The organism is Natranaeroarchaeum aerophilus (assembly GCF_023638055.1).
Taxonomy (GTDB): domain Archaea; phylum Halobacteriota; class Halobacteria; order Halobacteriales; family Natronoarchaeaceae; genus Natranaeroarchaeum; species Natranaeroarchaeum aerophilum.
Genome location: NZ_JAKRVY010000001.1, coordinates 706447 through 727874, shown reverse-complemented (window position 1 = coordinate 727874; position 21428 = coordinate 706447). Strand labels below are relative to the sequence as shown.

Sequence of the window (21428 nt, the reverse complement as noted above, 5' to 3'; positions counted from 1 at the left end):
CAGTGTCGTGCCGCGACCACCGCCTTTTTCGCTTCTCGTTCCCAAGGCACTCTCATGTCAGCGCTGCGCGATGCTCTGCGGGACCTGCCCGACGCCGTGTTCGCCGATCTCCTGGAGAGCGAGGAGGAGTATCTACTGGTGATCGATCTACCCGGCGTGACCGCGGACACACTCGATCTGCAGGTTGCCGACGGGCGACTGATCATCGAGGCCCGCCGAGAGAAAGCCTTGCCACGGGAGTTCGAGTATCTCCGTGAGGATCGGTCGCTGTTTCTTGACGCCGAACTGCCGCTTCCACCCGACGCGACGGGGCGGGATGGGTCGGCGACGATCGACCGGGGTGTGCTCGAACTCACGCTGCCGAAGACGACAGCCGAGGTCGAGACGACGATCGACATCAATGACGAGTAGACGGGGGTGGTGACACTGGTAAACCTCCGTGCCTACTGGCGGTTTTTGGTCGTCGCGAGACAGTTCCTTCCGCTCTTGCTGGCGTACGCCCGCGACCGGAACCGGTTCTTCCTGTTCGGTCGGGGCCGCTCGGTCGATGGGAAGACGCGCCAGCGACGTGCTGAGCACCTGCTGGAGTCGCTGTTGACACTCGGTCCGACCTTTATCAAACTCGGACAGTTGCTCTCGACTCGGCCGGATATTCTTCCACCGGAATACATCACGGTCCTCTCCCAGCTACAGGACGAAGTCCCACCAGCCGAGTGGGCCGACGCGAAACGTGTTATCGAGGACGAGCTCGGACCAGTCGACGAAACGTTCGACGAGTTCGACACCGACTCGATCAGTGGTGCGAGCCTCGGACAGGTCCATCTCGCCGAGATCGACGGACAGGACGTCGCGGTGAAGATCCGCCGACCGAACATCGAATCGCTGGTCGAGGCCGACCTGCGCGTGATCAACTGGTCGCTGCCGATCCTGATGTTCTTCGTCGGCGAGGCCCGGTCGTTCTCGCTACGAAACCTCTCCGAAGAGTTCGCCAAGACGATCCGCGAGGAGATGAACTACCAGCGCGAGGCGGCGATGCTCGAAGAGATCAAGGGTAACTTCGCCGACGACAGTTCCGTGCGGATCCCCTCGGTAATCGACTCTCATTCGGGACCCAAAGTGCTCACGATGGAATACGTTCCGGGGACGAAGATCAACGATCTCGATCGGCTCGACGAGCAGGGGATCGACCGGACCGAGATCGCAACGACCCTCCAGCGAGCCTATCTCAAGATGATCATCGACGACGGCGTCTTCCACGCCGATCCGCATCCCGGTAACCTCGCGGTACAGGAGGACGGCACCATCGTCTTCTACGACTTCGGAATGAGCGGGCAGGTCGACCCGTTCGTCCAGGAGAAAGTCGTCGATTTCTACGTCGCCGTGGCGAATCAGGACATCGACGCCATTCTCGATGTCCTGATCGAGCTCGGGACGCTCTCGCCCGACGCCGACCGAGCGGTGATGGCCGACGCGCTCGAACTGGCGATCGCCGACGCCCGCGGAGAGGATATCGAAACGTATCGCGTCCAGGAGATCGTCGGACAGATCGAGGACTCGATCTACGAGTTCCCCTTTCGCCTGCCAAAAAACCTCGCCCTCGTGCTCCGTGTCGCAACGGTAGTCGAGGGTGTCTGTGTCACGCTTGATCCGGACTTCGATTTCATCACGATCGCCACTGATTATCTCACCGAAGAGGGCTACCGCGAGGAGACCGCGCGTCGCTATCTCTCCGAGGCGGGCGAGGAGCTACAGGGTACTGCCCGATCCCTGTTGAACGTCCCGCCGAAAGCCGAGAACGCGCTCGACCGGATCGAGCGCGAGAACTTCCATCTGCGCGCCGATATCGAGGACTCGGGTAACCTGCTCGATCGACTGGCGAAACGGCTGGTGCTCGGATTAGTGGTCGCCGCTGGGGTGCTGTCGGTCGCCGTGCTGTACGCCTTCTCGACCCCGGAGGCTGCAGCGGTCGCGAGCGTTCCGACGCTGGTCGTCGGGGCGCTCCTCTACCGCTCCTTTACCAAGGGCCGCGGGATCCGCGCCCGCCTGCAGTTCACCCGGCAGGGGATGCGGGAACGGCAGGGCGAAGACTGAACTATGGAGTCATTGTGCGCTGGCAGCCTTCGGATATCCGTTCAGTAGCCGCCAGAGTTTACTGGCAACCCAGAGGACAACGTGGAGAAACGCGAGTTGTACCATCAGCCACAGTAGCACGTAGAGGATCAGACTGATAATGCCGGGTCCGGGTGCACCAATTGTGGCAAACACGGTGAAGGAAATGCCGAGAAACACCGCAAGTACAGCCGTATATCCGATCAGGTCCACGAGTAGCGGTAGGCCGTCAGAGGGCGACTCGCGAGTTGTATAAAAATACTCGCGTCTGAGGTAGTATCCGAGTTTCGTCGCGATGGAGGTCGTTTTGTCACTGTCGTCACGGGGCATGTATCGTCGTTGTATACGTCTGTTTTTTGTTTTATTATACTTTCGACTGCGAGACCAAAGCGATATTGTCCCCAGGGTGAGAAACGACGAACTATGTCATCCTTGTTCGATCCACAGACGCCCGTCGACTCGCCCCATCCCGGACACCCCCGGTTTGTACAGGTCGGCGAGCCAATTCACGACTCAGTGTTCGTCATCGATGCCGACACGAACGGACTGGACGTCGAGGTCGACATCGAGCACGGCGGCCGCGATAACCTCGCGCCACGCCTGACCGATCTCTCGGTCGATCCCGACAACTACGACCCCGGGGAGTTCGAGTGGTCTGTCGTCTCGACGCCCGCCGACAGCGACGGCGATGTGCTTTCGTTTGCGACCGACGACACCGAAATCCCGCGCTACGACGCGGGCTACGACCACGCCGCGGAGTTCGAGGCCGACGTGCCCGGCGAGTACGTGCTCGGGCTCGACGCGCCGGATGGGCACCACGAGTTAACGCTGTACGCCTTCCCCGAGGGAACCGACGCTCCCCTCCCCCGGATCGAACTCGACGGCGAGTACGACGCCGATGCCGGGGAGTTCCGGATCGAATCGAACGCACAGCTCGCGCCGTCCAGCGACGCCGATCCCGACGACGTTCGGGTCGAGTTCCTCGCGGACGACCGGGACGCGCTGGCAACCGAAGACATCGAGATCGGTGCGGACGCCCGGACGGCAACAGTCTCGCTCGACGCACTGGGTGACGAGTCGGCCCGTGTCCACGCTGCCGCCTACGACGGCCAGGTGGCGAGCGCGCAGGACTCGATCGAACTGGATCCCGATGGCGACGTATACCTGCCGAACCGTCCACCCGAGTGGATCGACGACGCCGTCATGTATCAGATCTTCCCGCGGTCGTGGGCGGGCGAGCGCGGCGCAACGACCTTCGAGACGCTGATCGAGGGGGACGAAGAAACCGGCGCACGCGGCGTCGAGTATCTGGACGAACTGGGCGTCGATGTGCTCTGGGTGACCCCCGTCGTCCCCGCGACGAGCGCGCAGATGGATCTGCCACCGGGCGGCCCGCACGGCTACGGAACGCTCGATTATCTCGGGATCGCCGAGGATCTCGTTCCCGAGGGATACGACGATCCGGTCGCAGCCTACGCCGACTTCGTCGAGGCGTGTAACGACCACGGTATCGCCGTCCTCTTCGACCTCGTGATCAACCACGCGGGGCGCTGGATCGACCAGTTCGTCGACACTATTGCAGAGGGCGATCAATCTGTCGAAGCAGGCGACAGCGCCACGGTCGAGGCCTGGAACGAGGACTCGAAGTACTTCGACTGGTGGGACCGAGTGGACTCGCCCCGCTACGACGAGGACGGTACACAGATCGAGGCCGCCCCGCGGGCGACCGGCTTCGCCGACCTGCAGTGGATGCCAAACATCAACTACGAGAACCTCGCGATGCGCGAGTATATCCTCGCAGTCGCGGACTTCTGGTCGGGCGAAGTCGGTGTCGACGGCTTTCGCTGTGACGTGGCCTACGGCGTCCCTCACAGTTTCTGGAAGGACGTCCGGGAAGTCGTGCGGGCGAATAATGGCGAGTTCCTCATGCTTGACGAGACGCTCCCGACCGACCCGAAGTTCTCGGAAAACGAGTTCGACATGCACTACGACTCGTACGGGTTCACCTACACCTCCCAGAACCTGCTGGAAGACGGCGAAGGACTTACCGAGAACCAGCAGCGGATGGCCGACCAGTACGACTTCTCGGACGATCCGAGCAATCCCGACCGGCTCGTCGAGGACATCCTGACCCGGCGGGACCACGGCATCCCCGACCATTCGCGGGTCATCAACGCGGTCGAAAATCACGACGAACAACGGCTGCTCAACCGCACCGCAGTCGACCTTGCGGACCCCGACCACGACGCGGTTACCGACGAAGAGTGGGACGAGGCAGCGAAAGGGCAGCGCGCCGCTTTCGCCGCCTGCATCACTCTGCCCGGGCTTCCGATGCTCTACTACGGACAGGAACGCCAGATCAGCCGCTACGGCGAAGGGCGAGTCTCCGAACCGGACGACCACCGTGGCCGGACCGACGACGGGAGCGTCAAAGCCCACGCGGACGTCCGGCCGGGCGGTCGCCAGCGCGCCTTCATGAACTGGAACGAGTACGACGAGGCGCATCTGGCGTTCTACAGGACCCTGATTGACCTGTATCACGACCTCGACGTGCTCGGACCCGATGCCGACGTGACGCTCCAGTCGACTGACGAGGACGTCGATGCAGTGGCGTTCACGCGAGAGGTCGGTGAGGAAGCCGACGTGTCCGGACCCGAGACGGTGCTCGTCGTCGTGAACTTCGAATCCGAGTCGGTTCGGATCGACCTTCCGGAGGCCGTCGACACGGAGAACCTCGTCGCAGTCGACGACGGGGCTGCGGATGGTCAGACGGTCAGCGTCGATACCGTCGGCGTCTTCTCACTCGAACAGTAGCTGGAACATCGTTCGCTGTATCAGGAACTCGAACGAGAACCCGGTATTCTATACGCTCTCAAAATAACGATGTAGTAGATCATCGTGATAGATCCCACTGATGACTCGCTGGCGGACGATCGAACGGGGAGACGCGAGTTTCTTCGCGGCGCAGCGGCCGCCTCGGCCGCGGCGTTCGGTGTGTCAACCGCTGGCTGTGCAACACCCGGAAGCGACTTCGGCGGTCCGGACGCCGTAGATATTCCCGATATCGAGGCGAGCGTCACGACCGACGCGGAGGGGGAGGGAGTCATCTACCAGTACTTTCACACGCCGTGGGCCGACGTCGAGGCGGACTTACCGATGCTCACGGAGGCGGGGATCGACGCCATCTGGCTCCCCCAGCCGGCGGTCGGCAAGCTCGACTTCCAGCATCTCGGGACCGAGGACCAGGAGGGGTTTTACGAACCGGAGCATCCCGACTTCGGCCACCTCGAACCACACCCCCCGCTTGGCTACCAGCCGGTCGATCTGCGCGATTTCGACTCGGTGTTCGGGACCGAGGCCGAACTCCAGTCGCTCGTCGATGCCGCCCACGAGCGTGGGATCGAGGTGATCGTCGACACCGTTCTGAACCACGTTGCGAACCCCGACCCCGCGCCCGCGGACCGGTGGGGCGACTCGGACGACCCGACGGAAACGACCCAGCTGGAGTGGCCCCAGTTCGAGGTGGAAGAGCACTTCACGGAGGTGCCGGCGTTCAACTATCGCGGCGAGATCGAAAACGAACAGTACGACGAGTCGTTGCTCGGACTGCCGAACCTCGACGTCTCCCATCCCGAGGTACAGGCGGCCCACGAGGCGTATCTGACCACGATCGCCGAGTTCGGGATCGACGGGATCCGCTTCGACGCTGCCGCACACATCTGGCCGTGGTACTTCGCCGAGGAGATCAATCCCCTCTGTGAGGAGCTGGACCTCTGGCGCGTCGGCGAGATGTGGGACGAGGGAGACACCGACTTCCTCATGGAGTTCGTCGACACGGGGATGAACGCCTTCGATTTCCCGCTGTACAGCAACATCGTCACCGCCTTCGAAGAGGACGACCTCACCGGCCTCGCACAGGACGGCGGCAACGGCGTCGTCTACGAGGATCCCGACGCCGCGGTCACGTTCGCCCAGAACCACGACACCGCCGGACCGGGTGTCGGCCCGGACAGCCCGGAAGGCGAGGAGATGGCCCTCGCGAACGCCTTCATTCTCTCCTATCCCGGCACTCCCCACCTGTTCAGCACGACGATCGGTGCCGATCTCGACGCCGACACCCAGCGACTCATCGAGGTCAAGAACCGACTCGCCCGCGGCGCGCTGATCGACCGACACGTCAGCGAGGACACCTACCTCTACGAGCGCGAGGAGAACCTGCTTGCGGGGATCAACGTCTCCCGACGTCGCCAGACGTACACGGTCGAGACGTCCTGGGACGAGGGGACGACGCTCGTGGACTACACTGGTCATCAGCCGAGCGTCGACGTCGTCGAGGGCGGGGCAGTCGAGGTAACCGTTCCGGCCCGGAGCTGGGTCATGTACACGCTGGGGGAGTGAGCCGTCCGGCGGGACGCCTTCCGAAACCGCCTTGCACGCGCCCCCTGTAGCGTCGGCTGGCCGATGACGACGCACTCGCTCCGAGCCAGTCTCGGCAACTGGTTGTGACGAGCCCTATGAGTGCCGAGGCCGCTTCTCCTAAGTGCGAATATACGGGCAGTGACTGTTGGTTTGATGGCCGATCCGTCCATGGTATAAACGGTTGAAAGGCCGTTTTTCAAGTCCTCTTTCACTCTCCTCGTTTCGTTTGGATTTTCAAGGGAGAGTTGGTGTTTGATAGTTAAATAGTTCTGTGGGCTCGATCTCAGTAGATTTCGTTGGACCGGTTGTGTTCACTTGCCGGTAATTATTTGAAACATGGACTACCAATTCGGTAGTAACAACTGTCTATGAGCCAAGAGGTTCACTCACGCCGGAAATTCCTATTGGCAACTACCACAGCAACAGCTGGCGGTTTAGCTGGATGCACAAATCTACCAGACAGAAACGAAAACAGTACAGAAACCACAGAATACAAAATCGAGATAGAACCGGAAAACACAGAAACAGATCTCACAGATCTTAAAAACTGGGAACACACGGAAGACACAGTAAGAGACCAAGACTACATCAAACTCGGGATAAACCTTTACGAAAACCAAGAAAAAGTCGAACCCGACAACATAAGAATAATAGGTTCAAACGGACAGCTCGAACACGACACAGAAGACAGCCTCCAAAAAATTGCATGCACACAGCTCGAACCGGGAACCAACACATTAACCATAGAAACAGAAAAAAACAGCGACACCACAACAGAACAGATAGACGTTACAAAAAAACTACCAACCAGCTATCTTATCGAAGCATACGTAGACAACCAAAAAATAACAGAACACGAAACACCGTACAGCTTCGACAACCACAATCTGGAGACCGACTGGTTCGAACGGAAAAGACAGCAAGCAGTAAGAGACCGCGCCAGAGAAGAGGTAGTAGAAAATTTCAACCCAAAAGAAATAGAAGAAATAGACACCACTACAAAAGAAGGAAAAAACCAGTTAATAGATATGGTAGGCAGACATGTTAGAGCTGAAATAGGTAGACATTCGGGTCATGCACAGGTACAGGCAGCTACAGAAGAACAGATAATACATAACTACACTGATTTTGAACCAGACCAAGTACACGCAAATGGTTTTAACAATCCTCACGACGACACAGCAGACACTGGGGGGACCAACCATGGATCTAAAGCTATACACCTTGACAGCGACTGGTACCACCACGAAACAATAGGATCAGAAGTAGCGCACATAGAAGATATAGAAAGAATCGATATGGTTGACGGGATATCAAACCCGGACTATGTATCGATTCTCGGAGAGTTTGAACGGGGAGAAATGGAAGAAGTAAAATACTTCATAAAAACTCGTAGACAAGACGTCTTCTTTTTAAGTCAAGTCGTCCCGGCGTCTGGACCATCAACAAGAGACGTAACTATCTCCGATAACTATGGTTCGATCGGTTTGGAAATGATTCGGGATAACGGGGAGAGAGACGAGATTTTCAACCCTGTTAAAGTTGCAGGAGATCATTACAATGAAACAGGCAGACATGTAGGCGTGTTTGGAACACCAAGACAGCCTACTTTGCTTGCTGACTGGAATAACGGTAGAGATACTTTCAGCGAAGTACGGGAAAATCCCGATTTCGAAGGTTTGGAACAGTTACTGGAGTAGAATATAGGGAAAAGGCTAGCTTATCAGTGATCCTTCATTGGGTTGGTTACCCCAGTTGTCCATTTGTTCTACGAATCCTTGACTTGTGTAGCTTTTTCTTAGACCTATTTGCTCTTCCTCAGAGTGTCTTTCACTAAACAGGTCAAATATGTCTTGATCCATGTTTCCAAGAAGAGTAGGTTGTCTTATTTCTTTGATTAGACTATCAGGGTTCTGTTCGGTAGTGTATCCCCATTCACAGCCGTAAGTCGCATGACATTCTCGCCCGGTGTGAACGGCAGGATGCTCTCGCTGTTTAAAGATAGAACAGTAGATTCCGATGCCCGGAAAATCCTATCTCGGCGGGATATCAGCATTGTTGAAGTCCGGAAATACCCGGAATACTATCGAATCGCTCAGTAACCCCTTTTTTGAGTCGTTGCGTCAGTCCATCACAGACATCGTTGCTCGGGCAGACGATCCACACTGTGTCAAACTTTGTTAGGTGTTTCTCTACGTGCTCGATTTCCCGAGGGTTGTTTCCCATCGCGATCTCAATAGGCCCCGGTCAGGCTCTCGCCGAGTAGGCAGACACGGATTTATGAACGTTGCCGAGCAATCGTACTGTATGGCCGCCGAAATTTCCGACCGGGTACGAGAAATCGCGGAGGCTCGCGGCCTTCCAGAGTCAGAAGTGTTCGAACAGGCACTCGAACGCGGGCTAGAAGACCTGTGGGAGGACCTCGTGCTCACACAGTACCTCGACGACGAACTTGACCGCAAGGAGGCCATCGAGCGCGTCGGTCGAACGAAAGTCGAGCGAGCGGACCGAGAGCGCGAGGTCATCGAGGAAGACGTCGACTGGGGCCTGAACGCGTGACGCTCGTGGCTGTCTCGGATGCAGGACCGCTCATTCACCTCGCCGAAATCGACTCGCTCGAACTCCTCTCGACGTTTGACACACTCCTCGTTCCAGAGACGGTGTACAGGGAGGTCAAAGCCGGTGGTGTTCCGAACGGGTTAGCCGACCTCTCGTACGGACTCGTTGAAGCCGACGAACGCCGAATTGAAGCTGAAGAACTGGATGCCGGAGAACGCGCCGCGATTGCGGTCGCAAAAGAGCGGGGAGTCGTTCTCCTGAGCGACGACCTCGCCGCCCGAAAGGCAGCGTCCGACGCGGGTGTCGAAGTACACGGCACCATCGGCATAATTGCGCTCGGTTACTCTCGGGGATTACTCGATAGAGACGAGGCGGTATCTCGGATGCGAGCACTCCAGCGTGAAACGAGTCTCTTCGTGACCGAGGCGGTCGTGGAGCGTGGGATCCGGATGCTGGACGAGCAGTAACGAAACGAGCGGATCCTAAAGGCGTGTTGTATACATTCACTATGGATAGATTATGAGTCATGAGTGCCGAGGCTACCGATTTACCAGAAGATAGGCGAGAATACCCCTTCCTCGAGGAGCGAGCAGGGAGAAGATGAATCGCCGCACGCCGGTATATGATGCCTTATCCGAGTTCAAGTGGCGATCCCACCGATGTTGATGTTGAAAAACGTCTCTGCATCCATCCGGAGAGGGTCACAGGAAACCCAGGCCCGATCAGGTTCCATTGAGTCGATCATCTACTGACACCAATTATAAACGAGCCATCTCTTCGATATCCTCTGCCGGCGTCGTCAGCAGTTTCCAGCCCTTGAACAGCGACACTTGGCGGTACATCCGACAGCCGAGACAGAAGTTTGCAAAGGCACCCAGCGCCGCGAGAACACCGACGATTCCGATGAGGCCATAGCCAACCAGCGCGAGCGATCCGATGCCTGTCACTCCCGCCACGACGAGACAGATCGACGCAACACTCGTGAACATCGCACCGACGACTCGGGCGAACCGGTGTGGGAGTGCCGACTCGGTGGTCGTGGGGGGATCGACGAACCGCCGAACGCGCAGCCACAGGAACCGATAGGGGTCGATCCGCCACCGCGAGGCGACTGCCACGACGAGCAGGGCTGTCAGGATGTATATCAACACCGGTTCCTGGAGGACGACCCCACCGAGTGCCAGGGCTGCTGTGACCCCCTGTCCGAATCGAGGTGCCCGTGGATCGACCGTCCCGCTAGCAGGCGACATACACGGTATCGAAGGGATCAACTCGGATAACAGTTCCCCGGTTGGAGGGCTGCAAAACGGTGCCAGTTGCTCGGGTAGACGGAATCGAGACGGCCAACCCGGTGGCGAAATGTAGTGCCAATCCTGTTCTTACCGATCGCTGGTGATCGAGAACTCGACGCAGGTCGCGATCAGGTGCGGTCCGGCCCGTTGCCCATTCGCTTCCCGAGCAGCAGACCCGCCGTCCCGACCCCGGCGAGCGCCCCGACCACTCCCGGGCCGGGCGTCGGATCGTCCTCGTCGTCCGCATTGTTCGTCTCCCCCTCTGTTTCATCGGTATCGCGCTCTTGATCACCTTCGCGCGCTACGTCACCTTCCACATCCCAGACCGGGTCCTCGATCCGCTCTTCGATCGACAGCGGTACGTCCTTGCTGTCCTCGTCGATATACTCACGGGCAGTCTCGACGTCCGAGGCGTAGACGGTGACGACCAGAACGTTGCGGCCGCAAATCTCACGGCTCCCGCTCGATCGGCCCGTCGCCTCGAACCACTCCTCGTCGCCGAACTCCTCGCTCAACTCGTCCTGTACCGCCCGAACGCGCTCTACCTGGTCCCACCACGGGGCGGGAACCATCTCGGTCGAGGTCACCTCGTCGCCCGACCGGCCGGTCACGATTTCGGTCGTCTCCTCGCAGTCCGGGTCGTTCTCGTCGGCTGCGCTCGTCCCGACCGATCCCACACCGAGTGCGCCAGCAGCGACGAGGAGCGCACGTCGTTTCATACCTGCCACTTCACCGTCTGTTGTCATCAAGCCCGCGATGGCTACAGTCGCTCTTTGACCGACGAGTCGTCGTCCCGGAACGCAACGCCGAAACCCCCCACACTCGAAGGCACGGTATGGTCGAAGAACGTGTCACCGACGGGGTCCGGATCGCCCAGCTACTCTCCTCGGAGATCGACGGGCGTGTCGATGGGGCGCTCGCGCGCCTCTCGGTGACGAACCCGGACCGGACGGTCTCGGGGACCGCCGAGGGCGAGCGCGCCTACGACATCGAATGGACCGAGGAGCCGATCGAGGACCCGGACGATGCCAGACGGCAGGGCGACGTCGAGGACGGGCGGCAGGTCGCACAGGTGTTCGTCCACGACGACCGGGTTCGGATCGAGATTTCCGCAGGCCAGAACGTCGCCGCCGAGCGCGCCGAGGCGGAGGAACTCCGGGTCCGCCCGAAAGCCGTCCACCCACCGAAGACGCTCGTGTTCGTCGAGAGTGGTGCGGAGACCAAACGTGGTGCGGCCGTCCTCGATGCAGTAAGCGAGGAGCTGGCCGAGTAGCGGCCCCCTGTTCAACGACGCTCGCTACTTTCCCGACGTCTGCTGCGATGTTACAATGTAACATCGTGTACAATGTGACAAACTACAGGATGATACAACGGCTGGCGTACGACTGTCGGCAGAATCCCGGCCGGACGTCACAACGCGCCGAGCGCGGCCGGGAGTTCGGTCGCCATCGCCGCCCGGTCGACGTGTGCGTCAGCACTGTCGTCAGGTTCCGGGCCGCCCGCGTACAGCACCTGAATCGCGCGTAGCCCGGCGTCTTTCGCGCCGTGAATATCGGTCCGGACCTTGTCACCGATGTAGACCGTCTCGGCTGCCGGAACGTCGAGGGCGTCAAGGATCGCCTCGAATGCGCGAGTGTCCGGCTTCCCCGCACTCAGTTCGCCCGTAACGATCGCCTCGTCGAAGAGGTCCTCCCAGCCGAGCGTGGCGAGTTTGTCTCGCTGTGCGACGACCGGCCCGTTAGTCAGGAGACCGACCCGATAGTTCCCGCGCAGGTCGGCCAGTAACGATTCGGCGTCGGTGACCGGCCGGAGCGAACCAGCGATCTCGTCGCGGTAGGCCGCCGCCGCAGCAGCCGGATCAGCGTCGTCGTCGTACGCCTCGAAAATGTCGGTGAAGATCGGTGCACGTGTCTCGCCGGTGAGATGCTGTCTGTGGGCCTCCAGATACTCTTCACGCGTGGGCGTAGGCGCGCCGATCGATGCCATCGCGTCCGTCATCAGCGTCTGTCGTTCGCGTCGGGGGATCGCGAGCGTCTCGTCCAGATCGAAGACGACCGCCGAAACCGTCATAGATGGTAGTACACACCCACGGATTTGAGCCTATCTATCCCCGCACGATCGGCCACCGCTGTCGATCGATATCTTGTAGTGGACCGGTCGCACACGGGCAAGTATGAACTTCTTCGACCGACTGGCCCATCGGATCGAGACGACGGACAGCGTCGTCAGTGTTGGCCTCGATCCCGACATGGACCGACTCCCCGACGTGTTCCACGAGTACGATCTACCCCGCTTTGCGTTCAATCGCCGGATCATCGACGCGACCCACGAGCACGCCGCGGCGTTCAAGCCAAACGCGGCGTTCTACGAGGATCCGGACGGCTGGCGGGCACTCGAAGAGACGATCGCCTACGCCAAGGGCAAGGGTGTGCCGGTGCTCCTCGACGCCAAACGGGCGGATATCGGCAACACGACGCGGCAGTACGCCGAACTCGTCGATCCCGACACGGGGAGCACCGGCGCGGACGCAATCACGGTCAACCCCTACATGGGCCGGGACTCGCTTCAGCCCTTCCTCGACACCGAGAGTGCAGGAGTCTTCATCCTCTGTCGGACGTCGAATCCGGGCGGTGCCGATCTGCAGGATCTCGAACTCGCTGAGGGGGACCTGCTATACGAGCGCGTCGCCGCGCTCGCGGATCTCTGGAACGAACATGGAAACATCGGACTGGTCGTTGGCGCGACGACGCCCGAAGAGCTCGAAGACGTTCGCGAGCAGGTCCCCGACCTCCCCTTCCTCGTCCCCGGCGTCGGGAGTCAGGGCGGCGACGCCGAAGCGGCGGTCGAACACGGCCTCGCCGACGGCGTCGGCGTCGTCAACTCCTCGCGCGGGATCATCTTCGCTGGCGAAAACGCCGACCGGGCCGAGGGGGATGCCGACCGGTTTGCCAGCGCCGCTGGTGACGCCGCCAAGCGGCTAAAGCGCCGACTCAACCAGTACCGCTAGCAGCGGCTTACCGGCGCGATACCACCGCTTACCGATCGATGCCATCGTTTACTTGCTGTAATATATTTCATAACTATCGGTCGGAAGACTGCATCTGACAGTGGAACGATGGTATATAGCAACGATGTCGTAACTGCGACTCCACCCGTCGGTGATCGAGCGTGAGCGCGACCGCAGTCCAGCAAAGCGAGACGGTCACTCCGGACGGTGTGGAATCCGGCGATGAGACACGGGGTCGGACCGAACGCCCGCCGATCGATCAGGAACTGGCCTTCCAGATGTTGAGCTGTCGTCGACGCCGCCACGTCCTTCACTATCTCCGGCAGAATGACGGGAGCGCGACGCTCCGGACGCTCTCACGACGCATCGCCGCGTGGGAAAACGATACCGATCCCGAGGAAATCACCTACCAGCAACGGGTTCGCGTGTACACCGCGCTCCGGCAGTCACATCTGCCAAAGATGGACGACGGCGGCGTCGTCGAGTTCGATGCCGATCGGTCGACGGTCACGCTGACCGACGCCGCGGCGCAACTGGACGTCTACCTCGATGTCGTCCCGCACGACGATATCCCGTGGAGTACGTATTACGCCGGGCTCGGCGCGCTCTGTGTGGGGTTCGCCGCGCTGGTAGTGGCCGGACTCCCGCCCTTTTCGCTGCTGGCCGGTGGAATCGGCGCGTTGCTGTTCTCGACGCTGTTTTTCGCCTCGGGGGTAGCGCACGTACTGCACGACAGACGCATGCAGGTCGGGGACGAAGGGCCGCCCAGGGGGTGATCGAGCATGTCGTATCTTCGCCGGAAGGCAAGCGCCGCCGCGCGCGTCCTGCTTGGGTTCGCGCTGATCATCACCCTCTGTGCGGTCGTCGTGGTCGCCGTCCCGCAGGTGATCGGTGCCGACGAAAGCTACGTCGTCACCTCCGACAGCATGTCGCCCGAAATCGAGGGCGGTGATGTCGTGATCGTTACCGAGCGCAGTCCCGATCAGATCGAGGAAGATGACGTAATCACGTTCGCACCGCCGGGTGACGACGAGCGCCGGACGACCCATCGCGTCGTCGAGATTGAAGAGGAGGACGGCCAGACGCAGTTCGTCACACAGGGTGACGCAAATGAAAACCCTGACCCACAGCCGGTGGCCGCCGAGCGTGTAATCGGCGAGGTCACGCTGACGATCCCGTACTTCGGACGCTTCGTCGCCTTCGCGCAGACGACGATCGGCATCATCTCGCTGGTGATTCTGCCGGGGCTGGCGCTGGTCGGGACCGAAGTCTGGGAGCTGAAAAAAGGGATGGACGAATCGGAGTCCGACGACGAATCCGGTGACTCGGCGGAATCGGACGCCGACAGCGAATCCGACCAGTCGGACGACGCCCGGACAGATGACGAGGAGGTGGATCGATGAGGCGTCGACGTCGAGTCGCGCTCGTCGGCGTAATCGCGCTTGTGGGGCTGCTCAGTCTCTCAATCGGGATGACCGGCGGGCTGTTGAGCGACGGCGTGAGTCTGGACGGAAACGAGATCGAAGGGGGTGAAGACGAGGGGGAACAGGACGAATCTCCGGGGGGACCGCCCGATGAACCTCCTGGCCAGTCGGACGTGAACGATTCGTCGGATGCTGAGGCTGGAGACGATATCGAGGAGACTACTGAGGACGAAACCGACGAGTCAGAGTACGAGAACGCAGATGATAGCGACGACACCAGTACGGACACAGAGGAAGAGACAGACGACGAAGCGGCGGATGATGAGGGAACTGCGAGCGAAGCGGATTCGGACGACCAGTAATCCTCTTTTTCCAGTTAGTTCGGTCCCTGATCCCCAGTCACTTCGAAGCGTCAGCCAATATGCTGAATCCCGCTCTGTCAGAGGAGAGTAACTCTGTCTGGGACAAGTACGCCAATAAAAAAGAAATGTAGAACGTTATCGGTCGGATTCGTGGTCTTCGAACCCGGTGCTCGCCTCGGCGGTCATCTCTGACTGCGCCACGTCGACGCCTCTGATGTTCATGCTGGCTGGCTCTTCTCCCTCGACAGCGACGGCGATGTTGTCGATGTCGTCGACGGTTTCGAGACCGCCATCGAACGGTAAGAGCGTCAGTAGCACATCATCGACGCCCGGGTTGCCCATCTTGAAGCAACCAACGCCATCCTCGAACTCGATCGTTCGTGATGCCAAGAACGAAGAACCGGGGTTCCACGTCGTCGGCGTTTCATCGAACGTTCCGTGGTGATCGGTGACCTGGACGCCAATATCCGTTTCCCCATCGGCTTCCGGCTGTTCGACACAGATCTCGACCGCGTTAGTGTCGAAATCGATGTCCGACAGGATATTGAACTGCTCTTCGAGTTCTGCCTCAGGATCGGCATTCGGTGGCAGGTCGATTCGGTCCGGTTCGTCGACAAACGGATTCTGCGGGTTCGGGTTGTGTCGACACTGTTCGGTGTAGAAGCCGAGGTCGAACTCCAGACGATCCTGCTGGATCTCGTTGCCCACGTCCATCGGCAGCCACCACTCGAAGCCGATATACCGGGTCGTCGAGGCCTCGGTACAGGCCGGGTCGCTGTCGTCGTTGTACATCGATCCGATATCCGGGTCGGCGTCGAGCAAGACGCCGTCGTTGAGCTCGTCGAGAACCTCCCGTAGCGTCCCCTCGGCGATGAGCGGCTCTTTGCCTTCCTGATAGACGTTATCGCCCGGTTCGATGATCTCCTCGCCGTTGGCAGCACAGCACACGTCGATGTTGCTAATGTCCTGCCCGGTTGGTGTCGAGAACGTCGCTCCATCGAGGATGACTGGCTCCTGGAACACGTAGACGTTCTCGCCCTCGTTGCCGCCTTTTACGCTGACGATCAGAACAGGTCCATCCGATGAGAAGGTGACAGTCCCGCCCGTCCTTTCATCGACTGTAACTGTTCCACATTCCCCCTCGGCAGAATCGCTCTCCTCGAAATCGCCTTCGAACAGTTCGTCTCCAGCCAGATCGCCCTCCTCGAACCGACCGAGTCGTTCCTCATAGTCGTCGCAATCGAAGTTCCGCGCACCGGGTTCAGGGAACCGTGAGTCAGTTAGCGTGCTGAAAATCTCGTCGATTTCCGTGGTGTCCTCGGTGATATCGCCTGTGACTGAAGCGGCATCCCCGTCGGGACCCTCGTACATGTCGTACCAGACACGTGCATGCGCCTTGTCAGCGAGATGGTCCTCTGGCTTGTCCTCCCCGTGCGCGTCGAGGTACTCCTTGTTTTTCGTCCGGAACCAGACCCAGCCGTCGTTACCACAGAGATGGTAGCTGAACGTCGTCTCCCAGCGGTCGCCGGGCTTGACGTCGTCGAGGTAGACAAGCGGCTCGTCCGCCTTGTTGCCCTTCGTCGGCTCGCGAGTATCGTAATCGATGACCGACCGGCGCTTGCTGTGGAGCGGTGGACCGAGCTCGCCGAACGTCTTACAGAAGTCGTCTATTTCGAGGTCTGCCTGTTCTTTACCCCCTTTTTCATCCGCAGGGAACACGTCGATGAGCTTTAGCCCATCTCCCTTGTCGTACTTTTCCTGCCAGTCGATGAACAGGTCCAGCTCGCCCGCAACGATCTCGTTGTCGTCCAGATGCTCTTCGTCGGTGAAGAGTGCTGATGTGCCGAATCCCCCGAGCGCTGCACCGGCACCGGCTGCACCGATCCCGGCCAGTACGCTCCGTCGATTGAGTCGTCCGCTGTCTTCGTCTGCCATATTTTCACCACGCGACAGCGGCGTCCCGCCGTCTGCCACGTACGAGAGAGTGGCCGGACGTGGGTGTGTATATATACACAAGGTGATACGTGACTAGACGTGGGCTCTAGATCGGAACAACCAGTATAATGGGCGATAGACCCCGCATAATGGTGCTAACGGCAATATCTATAAGATATATCTAGAAAATGTCGAACGTTTCAGTTCGAGCTCACGGTCGCGGCGCGGCCTTCTGCAGTGCCGTCTCGGCGATGTTGCCGCCGTAGTCCGCACTGCGGGAGAGCGAATCGACGATGATCCCGAGCAGTTGTGCCTCGTGGGGATCGAGCTGGCGGAGTTTGTCGTGGATGCGGCGGGTCTGTTCGTCCAGCCCGAGGATCGACTCGCGCACCTCGTGAGCAATCTCGCTCGACCGGGCACTGTCGTCGGTCAGCAGCGCGTCCATCGCCTGGTCGATGATATCGGCGGCGTTGTCGTGAAGTTCGACGATTTCCATGCTGACTTCTTCGGGTATTTCACCGAGTTGGAGGGTGAGCTGGCTGATCTTGGCGGCGTGATCTGCGCTCCGTTCAAGCTGGCGGGCACTGGAGTGGTAGTCGAAACAGTCCTCGCGCGGGAGCCCAAGCTCCGTGGCCGCGCTCGTCGAGCGCAACGTCGCACGAAAGGTCCGCGAGACGACAAACCAGAGCCGGTCGACGTCGTCGTCGCGCTGGATGACGTCGCGTGCGAGGTCGTCGTCGTTCTCGACGAGCGCGGTCACGGCGTCGGCGAGCATCGATTCGGCGATCAGGCGCATTCGCGTGACAGCGTTGGTAATCGACAGCTCCGAGGAGTCGAGTAGATCCTGCAGGACGACGCGTTCGCCGGTCTCTTCGAGCACCTCGACGCCGATCAGGCTCTGGGTAGCGCTCCTGATCGCACGGCGCTGTTCGCTCGTGATGGTCGATCCTTCGAGCGCGATCCGGTCGAAGCCGCTGACGTACATCGTCATCACCGCCCGCGTCAGCTGCTCGCCCGCGAGGTCGGTAACGTCAAGCGTTCCTTCCGTGTGTTCGCGCTCACTCTTTGGCGTCAACAACAGCGAATCGTCCTCGGCGTGGAACTCGACTTCGGTCCCGGCAGCGACATCGTTCTCCGTCGCCCACGACTTTGGCAACGAGACCGTATACGTCGAGCCGCCAGTAATCTGGACTTTTCGCGTCTCCATACGGGCAGTTGAGCGAGCCGATACTAAACACCTGCTATCTATGGAGTGATGTTCTAATCTATTGTTACGGTATATCCATTCTGAGTGGTGTTTTCTACACTCCACAGAGTATGATGAACTACCAAACATATAGCTATATAGGACTATATATTGATAATAGAAGGGTATTTAGACCTCCTATCACCACTGTATTGTTGATGGCAAGTCACCGGGAGTCTGGTGCGTCTTCTTGCAGCCGGTCGCGGCGTGAATTCCTTTTTGCTGCGGGATCAGTCGGCGTAGCCGGACTTTCAGGCTGTATCACCCGCGGCGAGGAAAGCGACCTCACCGGAGAGATCATCGTCGACGGCTCGAACACGGTGTTGCCCCACACCGCAGCAGTCGCCGAGGAGTTCCAGTGGCGAAACAACGGTGTCCGCATTCCCGTTCGCGGCTCGGGCACCGGCGCTGGTTTCCAGCAGTTCACAGCCGGTGAGACCGCGCTACAGAACGCCAGTCGTCGGATTACCGACGAAGAACGGGCCGATGCCGACGCAAACGGTGTCGAGTTCCTCGAACTGGAAGCCGTGCTCGACGGGATCGCGATCATGGCTCATCCCGACGGACCAGTCGATCGATTGACCGTCGATCAGCTCCACCAGCTCTGGCGGCAGGGCTCGGACGTGGAGCAGTGGAGCGATCTCGATCCCGAGTGGCCCGACAGGGAGATCTCGCTGTACGGGCGTGACTCGGCGTCGGGGACGTACGACTACTTCACCGAGGCGATCAACGGTGAGGCAGGGAGCATCCGCCGGGGGTACAACGAGACTGCAGATACGAACGTCATCGTCCGGGGCGTCCGCGGGAACAGGGACGCCCTCGGCTTTGGCGGTGCAGGCTACTTCTACGAGAACGAGGACGATCTGAAACTGGTCGAGGTTGACGACGACAACGGCGGGGTTATACCGACCGACGAGACAGTTGGAAGGGCGTTCGAGGAGGAGCCGGACGGTCCTGCGTACACGCCCCTTTCGCGCTCGATGTACGTCTATGTGAACGTGAACGAACTGGAACGCGAAGTGGTTCGGGAGTTCGTGCGATTCTTTTTCCGACGAGAAGAGCCCGACGGGCAAGCATGGACACAGCGTGTCGCACCCCGGGTCAAATTCTACCCCATTCCCGACCCACTGGTAGAGCGTGAGTCCGAGCGCCTCGAAGCCAAAATCGCGGAGGTGCGGTGATGGCGGGGGCGGATTCGTACTCCGATACTGGGGAACTGACGAATGCGGGAACGGCAAGCGAACAGCGCCGGAATACGTTCGTGAAATGGGTCTTCTTTGCCTGTGCGTTCCTGTCGGTCCTGACAACGGTCGGCATCATCGTCGTGCTCTTTCGCGGCGCATGGACGTTCTTTTCGGACGTCTCGATCCTGACGTTTTACACCGGATCGGAGTGGTCGCCCCAGCGTAACCCGCCGAGTTACGGTGTGCTCTCGCTGGTCTATGGGACGCTGCTGATCACCGTCGGCTCTGCAGTCGTTGCCCTCCCGGTCGGGACGGCAACGGCGATCTACCTCAGCGAGTACGCGAGTGCCCGTGTTCGATCGATCATCAAGCCGACGCTCGAAGTGCTGGCGGGGATCCCGACGATCGTGTACGGTTTCTTCGCTCTCTCGTTCATTACCCCGCTCATCCAGCGCGTGTTTCCACAGACCGGGACGTTCAACGCCGCCTCGGCGGCGATCGTGGTCGGGATCATGATCATCCCGATGGTCTCCTCGCTGTCGGAAGACGCGATGAGCGCGGTGCCGGACGAGTTGCGGAATGCGGGCTACGGTCTCGGCGCGACCAAATTCGAGGTCAGTACCGGAATCGTCGTCCCCTCCGCGATGTCGGGCATCCTGGCATCGTACATCCTCGCGATCTCGCGGGCGATCGGCGAGACGATGGCGGTCGCGCTGGCGGCAGGGATTACACCACAGATCACCGCGAATCCGCTGGAGCCGATCCAGACGATGACATCGTACATGGTTAACGTCGGGATGGGTGACGTCTCTGTGGGCTCGGTCGGCTATCAGAGCCTCTTTGCGGTCGGCATGACGCTGTTCGTGATGACGCTGGCGATGAACATGTTGAGTCTGGCGATCAAAGCGCGCTACAGGGAGGAGTATCAATGAGCGACGAACCACGAACCGACGGCGGCGTCGTCGAGGACGAGTTCCCGCTCGATGGCGGCGAACAGGTCCAGCGCAAGCGGCTCTACGGCAAGATATTCGTTGGGCTCTGCCTGTCGGCGACGATGGTCGGCATCGTCGCGTTGATTGCGTTGATCGCGGACGTGGTGTACGAGGCGTGGGGATGGGTGACCTGGGAGTTCCTGACGTACCCACCATCGCGGTTCGTCGAGAACTTCGATCCCGCGCTGTACGCCGATCCGGATACACGTCCGGCCGGTATCTACCCGGCGCTGATCGGTTCGATCTACCTGATTGCCATGACCGCGCTGTTTACCGTGTTCCTCGGTGTCGGTGCGGCAATCTATCTGGAAGAATACGCCAGCGACAACTGGTTGACGACACTGATCAACGCCAACATCGCCAACCTCGCTGGCGTCCCGTCGATCGTGTACGGCCTGCTCGGACTGGCGATCTTCGTCCGGGCGCTCAACACCGGATCGAGTCTCCTCGCCGGCGCACTGACACTGACGCTGCTGATCTTGCCGATCGTGATCGTCTCCTCGCAGGAGGCGTTACGGGCAGTGCCGGATTCCCTGCGAAACGCGTCGTACGGGGTCGGCGCGACGCGCTGGCAGACGATCCGGAACGTCGTGCTTCCGAACGCCCTGCCCGGCATCATGACCGGCATGATCCTCTCGCTCTCGCGGGCGATCGGCGAGACGGCACCGCTGGTGCTGATCGGTGCGGCGACGGCGATGTTCGCGCCGCCGGACGGTCCACTCGGGGCCTTCGCCGCGATGCCCATGCAGATCTTCGACTGGGCCAAACAGCCTGCAGCGGAGTTCCAGCACGTCGCCGCGGCAGGCATTGTCGTCCTGCTGACTGTGCTCTTGCTGATGAACGCGACGGCGATCTATATCCGTAACAAGTACGATACACCAACATAACCAATGAGCGAC

General features: G+C 60.2%; 21 protein-coding genes. 15 read left to right on the top strand and 6 right to left on the bottom strand.

Going from position 1 to position 21428, the window contains the following annotated elements; genetic code table 11:
• The first annotated feature begins 54 nt into the window (after nucleotides 1-54).
• Together AArcSt11_RS03735 and AArcSt11_RS03730 are read left to right on the top strand one after the other, a co-directional pair.
• Nucleotides 55-411 carry an Hsp20/alpha crystallin family protein gene (locus AArcSt11_RS03735; protein ID WP_250594746.1) on the top strand — a complete coding sequence of 119 codons (357 nt, stop codon included), beginning with the start codon at nucleotides 55-57 and terminating at the stop codon, nucleotides 409-411.
• A gap of 6 nt (nucleotides 412-417) precedes the next feature.
• On the top strand, nucleotides 418-2091 hold the full coding sequence (locus AArcSt11_RS03730) for an ABC1 kinase family protein (RefSeq protein ID WP_353617670.1): 1674 nt from the start codon (nucleotides 418-420) through the stop codon (nucleotides 2089-2091).
• Between the two features lie 9 nt (nucleotides 2092-2100).
• Here AArcSt11_RS03730 and AArcSt11_RS03725 read toward each other — a convergent pair whose 3' ends face one another.
• Nucleotides 2101-2439, bottom strand: a complete 339-nt coding sequence (locus tag AArcSt11_RS03725) for a hypothetical protein (protein ID WP_250594744.1) — start codon at nucleotides 2437-2439, stop codon at nucleotides 2101-2103.
• Between the two features lie 93 nt (nucleotides 2440-2532).
• Between AArcSt11_RS03725 and AArcSt11_RS03720 the strand changes: the two genes are divergently transcribed.
• From AArcSt11_RS03720 to AArcSt11_RS03700, 5 genes are all read left to right on the top strand, one after another.
• Nucleotides 2533-4923 carry an alpha-amylase family glycosyl hydrolase gene (locus tag AArcSt11_RS03720; RefSeq protein ID WP_250594742.1) on the top strand — a complete coding sequence of 797 codons (2391 nt, stop codon included), beginning with the start codon at nucleotides 2533-2535 and terminating at the stop codon, nucleotides 4921-4923.
• 84 nt (nucleotides 4924-5007) lie between these two features.
• Nucleotides 5008-6507, top strand: coding sequence for an alpha-amylase family glycosyl hydrolase (locus tag AArcSt11_RS03715; RefSeq protein WP_250594740.1), 1500 nt, complete (start codon nucleotides 5008-5010; stop codon nucleotides 6505-6507).
• Between the two features lie 389 nt (nucleotides 6508-6896).
• Nucleotides 6897-8228 (top strand): hypothetical protein, encoded by a 1332-nt coding sequence (locus tag AArcSt11_RS03710; protein WP_250594738.1) that lies wholly within the window; start codon nucleotides 6897-6899, stop codon nucleotides 8226-8228.
• A 607-nt stretch (nucleotides 8229-8835) separates the two neighbouring features.
• A complete protein-coding gene (locus AArcSt11_RS03705) occupies nucleotides 8836-9087 on the top strand; it encodes a hypothetical protein (RefSeq protein WP_250594736.1) in 252 nt (83 codons plus the stop codon).
• Nucleotides 9084-9554 (top strand): PIN domain-containing protein, encoded by a 471-nt coding sequence (locus AArcSt11_RS03700; protein WP_250594734.1) that lies wholly within the window; start codon nucleotides 9084-9086, stop codon nucleotides 9552-9554. Before AArcSt11_RS03705 ends, AArcSt11_RS03700 begins: the two co-directional genes overlap by 4 nt.
• A gap of 291 nt (nucleotides 9555-9845) precedes the next feature.
• Here AArcSt11_RS03700 and AArcSt11_RS03695 read toward each other — a convergent pair whose 3' ends face one another.
• Nucleotides 9846-10337 carry a DUF4395 domain-containing protein gene (locus AArcSt11_RS03695; RefSeq protein ID WP_250594732.1) on the bottom strand — a complete coding sequence of 164 codons (492 nt, stop codon included), beginning with the start codon at nucleotides 10335-10337 and terminating at the stop codon, nucleotides 9846-9848.
• A 170-nt stretch (nucleotides 10338-10507) separates the two neighbouring features.
• Complete coding sequence (locus AArcSt11_RS03690; RefSeq protein WP_250594730.1) at nucleotides 10508-11098, bottom strand: hypothetical protein; 591 nt, start codon at nucleotides 11096-11098, stop codon at nucleotides 10508-10510.
• A 116-nt stretch (nucleotides 11099-11214) separates the two neighbouring features.
• Here AArcSt11_RS03690 and AArcSt11_RS03685 point away from each other — a divergent pair, with 116 nt between their 5' ends.
• A complete protein-coding gene (locus AArcSt11_RS03685) occupies nucleotides 11215-11652 on the top strand; it encodes a DUF7993 family protein (protein ID WP_250594728.1) in 438 nt (145 codons plus the stop codon).
• A 137-nt stretch (nucleotides 11653-11789) separates the two neighbouring features.
• On the opposite strand, the gene AArcSt11_RS03680 is transcribed toward AArcSt11_RS03685, so the two are convergent.
• Nucleotides 11790-12449, bottom strand: coding sequence for an HAD family hydrolase (locus AArcSt11_RS03680; RefSeq protein WP_250594726.1), 660 nt, complete (start codon nucleotides 12447-12449; stop codon nucleotides 11790-11792).
• Between the two features lie 103 nt (nucleotides 12450-12552).
• Between AArcSt11_RS03680 and pyrF the strand changes: the two genes are divergently transcribed.
• From pyrF to AArcSt11_RS03660, 4 genes are all read left to right on the top strand, one after another.
• Nucleotides 12553-13386, top strand: coding sequence for an orotidine-5'-phosphate decarboxylase (gene pyrF, locus AArcSt11_RS03675; protein WP_250594724.1), 834 nt, complete (start codon nucleotides 12553-12555; stop codon nucleotides 13384-13386).
• Nucleotides 13387-13547: 161 nt separating this feature from the next.
• Nucleotides 13548-14162, top strand: a complete 615-nt coding sequence (locus AArcSt11_RS03670; RefSeq protein WP_250594722.1) for a DUF7344 domain-containing protein — start codon at nucleotides 13548-13550, stop codon at nucleotides 14160-14162.
• Between the two features lie 6 nt (nucleotides 14163-14168).
• Nucleotides 14169-14789 carry a signal peptidase I gene (locus AArcSt11_RS03665; protein WP_250594720.1) on the top strand — a complete coding sequence of 207 codons (621 nt, stop codon included), beginning with the start codon at nucleotides 14169-14171 and terminating at the stop codon, nucleotides 14787-14789.
• Nucleotides 14786-15172, top strand: coding sequence for a hypothetical protein (locus AArcSt11_RS03660; protein WP_250594718.1), 387 nt, complete (start codon nucleotides 14786-14788; stop codon nucleotides 15170-15172). Before AArcSt11_RS03665 ends, AArcSt11_RS03660 begins: the two co-directional genes overlap by 4 nt.
• A gap of 135 nt (nucleotides 15173-15307) precedes the next feature.
• Here AArcSt11_RS03660 and AArcSt11_RS03655 read toward each other — a convergent pair whose 3' ends face one another.
• Both AArcSt11_RS03655 and AArcSt11_RS03650 read right to left on the bottom strand, forming a co-directional pair.
• Complete coding sequence (locus AArcSt11_RS03655) at nucleotides 15308-17107, bottom strand: SipW-dependent-type signal peptide-containing protein (RefSeq protein WP_250594717.1); 1800 nt, start codon at nucleotides 17105-17107, stop codon at nucleotides 15308-15310.
• 211 nt (nucleotides 17108-17318) lie between these two features.
• On the bottom strand, nucleotides 17319-18314 hold the full coding sequence (locus AArcSt11_RS03650; protein ID WP_250594715.1) for a phosphate signaling complex PhoU family protein: 996 nt from the start codon (nucleotides 18312-18314) through the stop codon (nucleotides 17319-17321).
• 197 nt (nucleotides 18315-18511) lie between these two features.
• Between AArcSt11_RS03650 and AArcSt11_RS03645 the strand changes: the two genes are divergently transcribed.
• From AArcSt11_RS03645 to pstA, 3 genes are read left to right on the top strand one after another with little or no spacing between them, the layout of a single operon-like run.
• Nucleotides 18512-19534: a PstS family phosphate ABC transporter substrate-binding protein gene (locus tag AArcSt11_RS03645; RefSeq protein WP_250594713.1), complete on the top strand. Its 1023-nt coding sequence runs from the start codon at nucleotides 18512-18514 to the stop codon at nucleotides 19532-19534.
• On the top strand, nucleotides 19534-20469 hold the full coding sequence (gene pstC, locus AArcSt11_RS03640; RefSeq protein ID WP_250594711.1) for a phosphate ABC transporter permease subunit PstC: 936 nt from the start codon (nucleotides 19534-19536) through the stop codon (nucleotides 20467-20469). Before AArcSt11_RS03645 ends, pstC begins: the two co-directional genes overlap by 1 nt.
• Entirely contained in the window at nucleotides 20466-21416 is a 951-nt protein-coding gene (gene pstA / locus AArcSt11_RS03635; RefSeq protein WP_250594709.1) for a phosphate ABC transporter permease PstA, read from the top strand. Before pstC ends, pstA begins: the two co-directional genes overlap by 4 nt.
• The last annotated feature ends 12 nt before the right edge of the window (nucleotides 21417-21428 follow it).

What these genes read in the sequence shown, in the direction of transcription:
- AArcSt11_RS03735 (WP_250594746.1), top strand. Translation starts at nt 55, where the DNA reads ATGTCAGCGCTGCGCGATGCTCTGCGGGACCTGCCCGACGCCGTGTTC.
- AArcSt11_RS03720 (WP_250594742.1), top strand. Translation starts at nt 2,533, where the DNA reads ATGTCATCCTTGTTCGATCCACAGACGCCCGTCGACTCGCCCCATCCC.
- AArcSt11_RS03695 (WP_250594732.1), bottom strand. Translation starts at nt 10,337, where the DNA reads ATGTCGCCTGCTAGCGGGACGGTCGATCCACGGGCACCTCGATTCGGA.
- pstC (WP_250594711.1), top strand. Translation starts at nt 19,534, where the DNA reads ATGGCGGGGGCGGATTCGTACTCCGATACTGGGGAACTGACGAATGCG.
- AArcSt11_RS03660 (WP_250594718.1), top strand. Translation starts at nt 14,786, where the DNA reads ATGAGGCGTCGACGTCGAGTCGCGCTCGTCGGCGTAATCGCGCTTGTG.
- AArcSt11_RS03685 (WP_250594728.1), top strand. Translation starts at nt 11,215, where the DNA reads ATGGTCGAAGAACGTGTCACCGACGGGGTCCGGATCGCCCAGCTACTC.
- AArcSt11_RS03710 (WP_250594738.1), top strand. Translation starts at nt 6,897, where the DNA reads ATGAGCCAAGAGGTTCACTCACGCCGGAAATTCCTATTGGCAACTACC.
- AArcSt11_RS03705 (WP_250594736.1), top strand. Translation starts at nt 8,836, where the DNA reads ATGGCCGCCGAAATTTCCGACCGGGTACGAGAAATCGCGGAGGCTCGC.
- AArcSt11_RS03665 (WP_250594720.1), top strand. Translation starts at nt 14,169, where the DNA reads ATGTCGTATCTTCGCCGGAAGGCAAGCGCCGCCGCGCGCGTCCTGCTT.
- AArcSt11_RS03645 (WP_250594713.1), top strand. Translation starts at nt 18,512, where the DNA reads ATGGCAAGTCACCGGGAGTCTGGTGCGTCTTCTTGCAGCCGGTCGCGG.
- AArcSt11_RS03690 (WP_250594730.1), bottom strand. Translation starts at nt 11,098, where the DNA reads ATGAAACGACGTGCGCTCCTCGTCGCTGCTGGCGCACTCGGTGTGGGA.
- pyrF (WP_250594724.1), top strand. Translation starts at nt 12,553, where the DNA reads ATGAACTTCTTCGACCGACTGGCCCATCGGATCGAGACGACGGACAGC.
- AArcSt11_RS03655 (WP_250594717.1), bottom strand. Translation starts at nt 17,107, where the DNA reads ATGGCAGACGAAGACAGCGGACGACTCAATCGACGGAGCGTACTGGCC.
- AArcSt11_RS03650 (WP_250594715.1), bottom strand. Translation starts at nt 18,314, where the DNA reads ATGGAGACGCGAAAAGTCCAGATTACTGGCGGCTCGACGTATACGGTC.
- AArcSt11_RS03725 (WP_250594744.1), bottom strand. Translation starts at nt 2,439, where the DNA reads ATGCCCCGTGACGACAGTGACAAAACGACCTCCATCGCGACGAAACTC.
- AArcSt11_RS03680 (WP_250594726.1), bottom strand. Translation starts at nt 12,449, where the DNA reads ATGACGGTTTCGGCGGTCGTCTTCGATCTGGACGAGACGCTCGCGATC.
- pstA (WP_250594709.1), top strand. Translation starts at nt 20,466, where the DNA reads ATGAGCGACGAACCACGAACCGACGGCGGCGTCGTCGAGGACGAGTTC.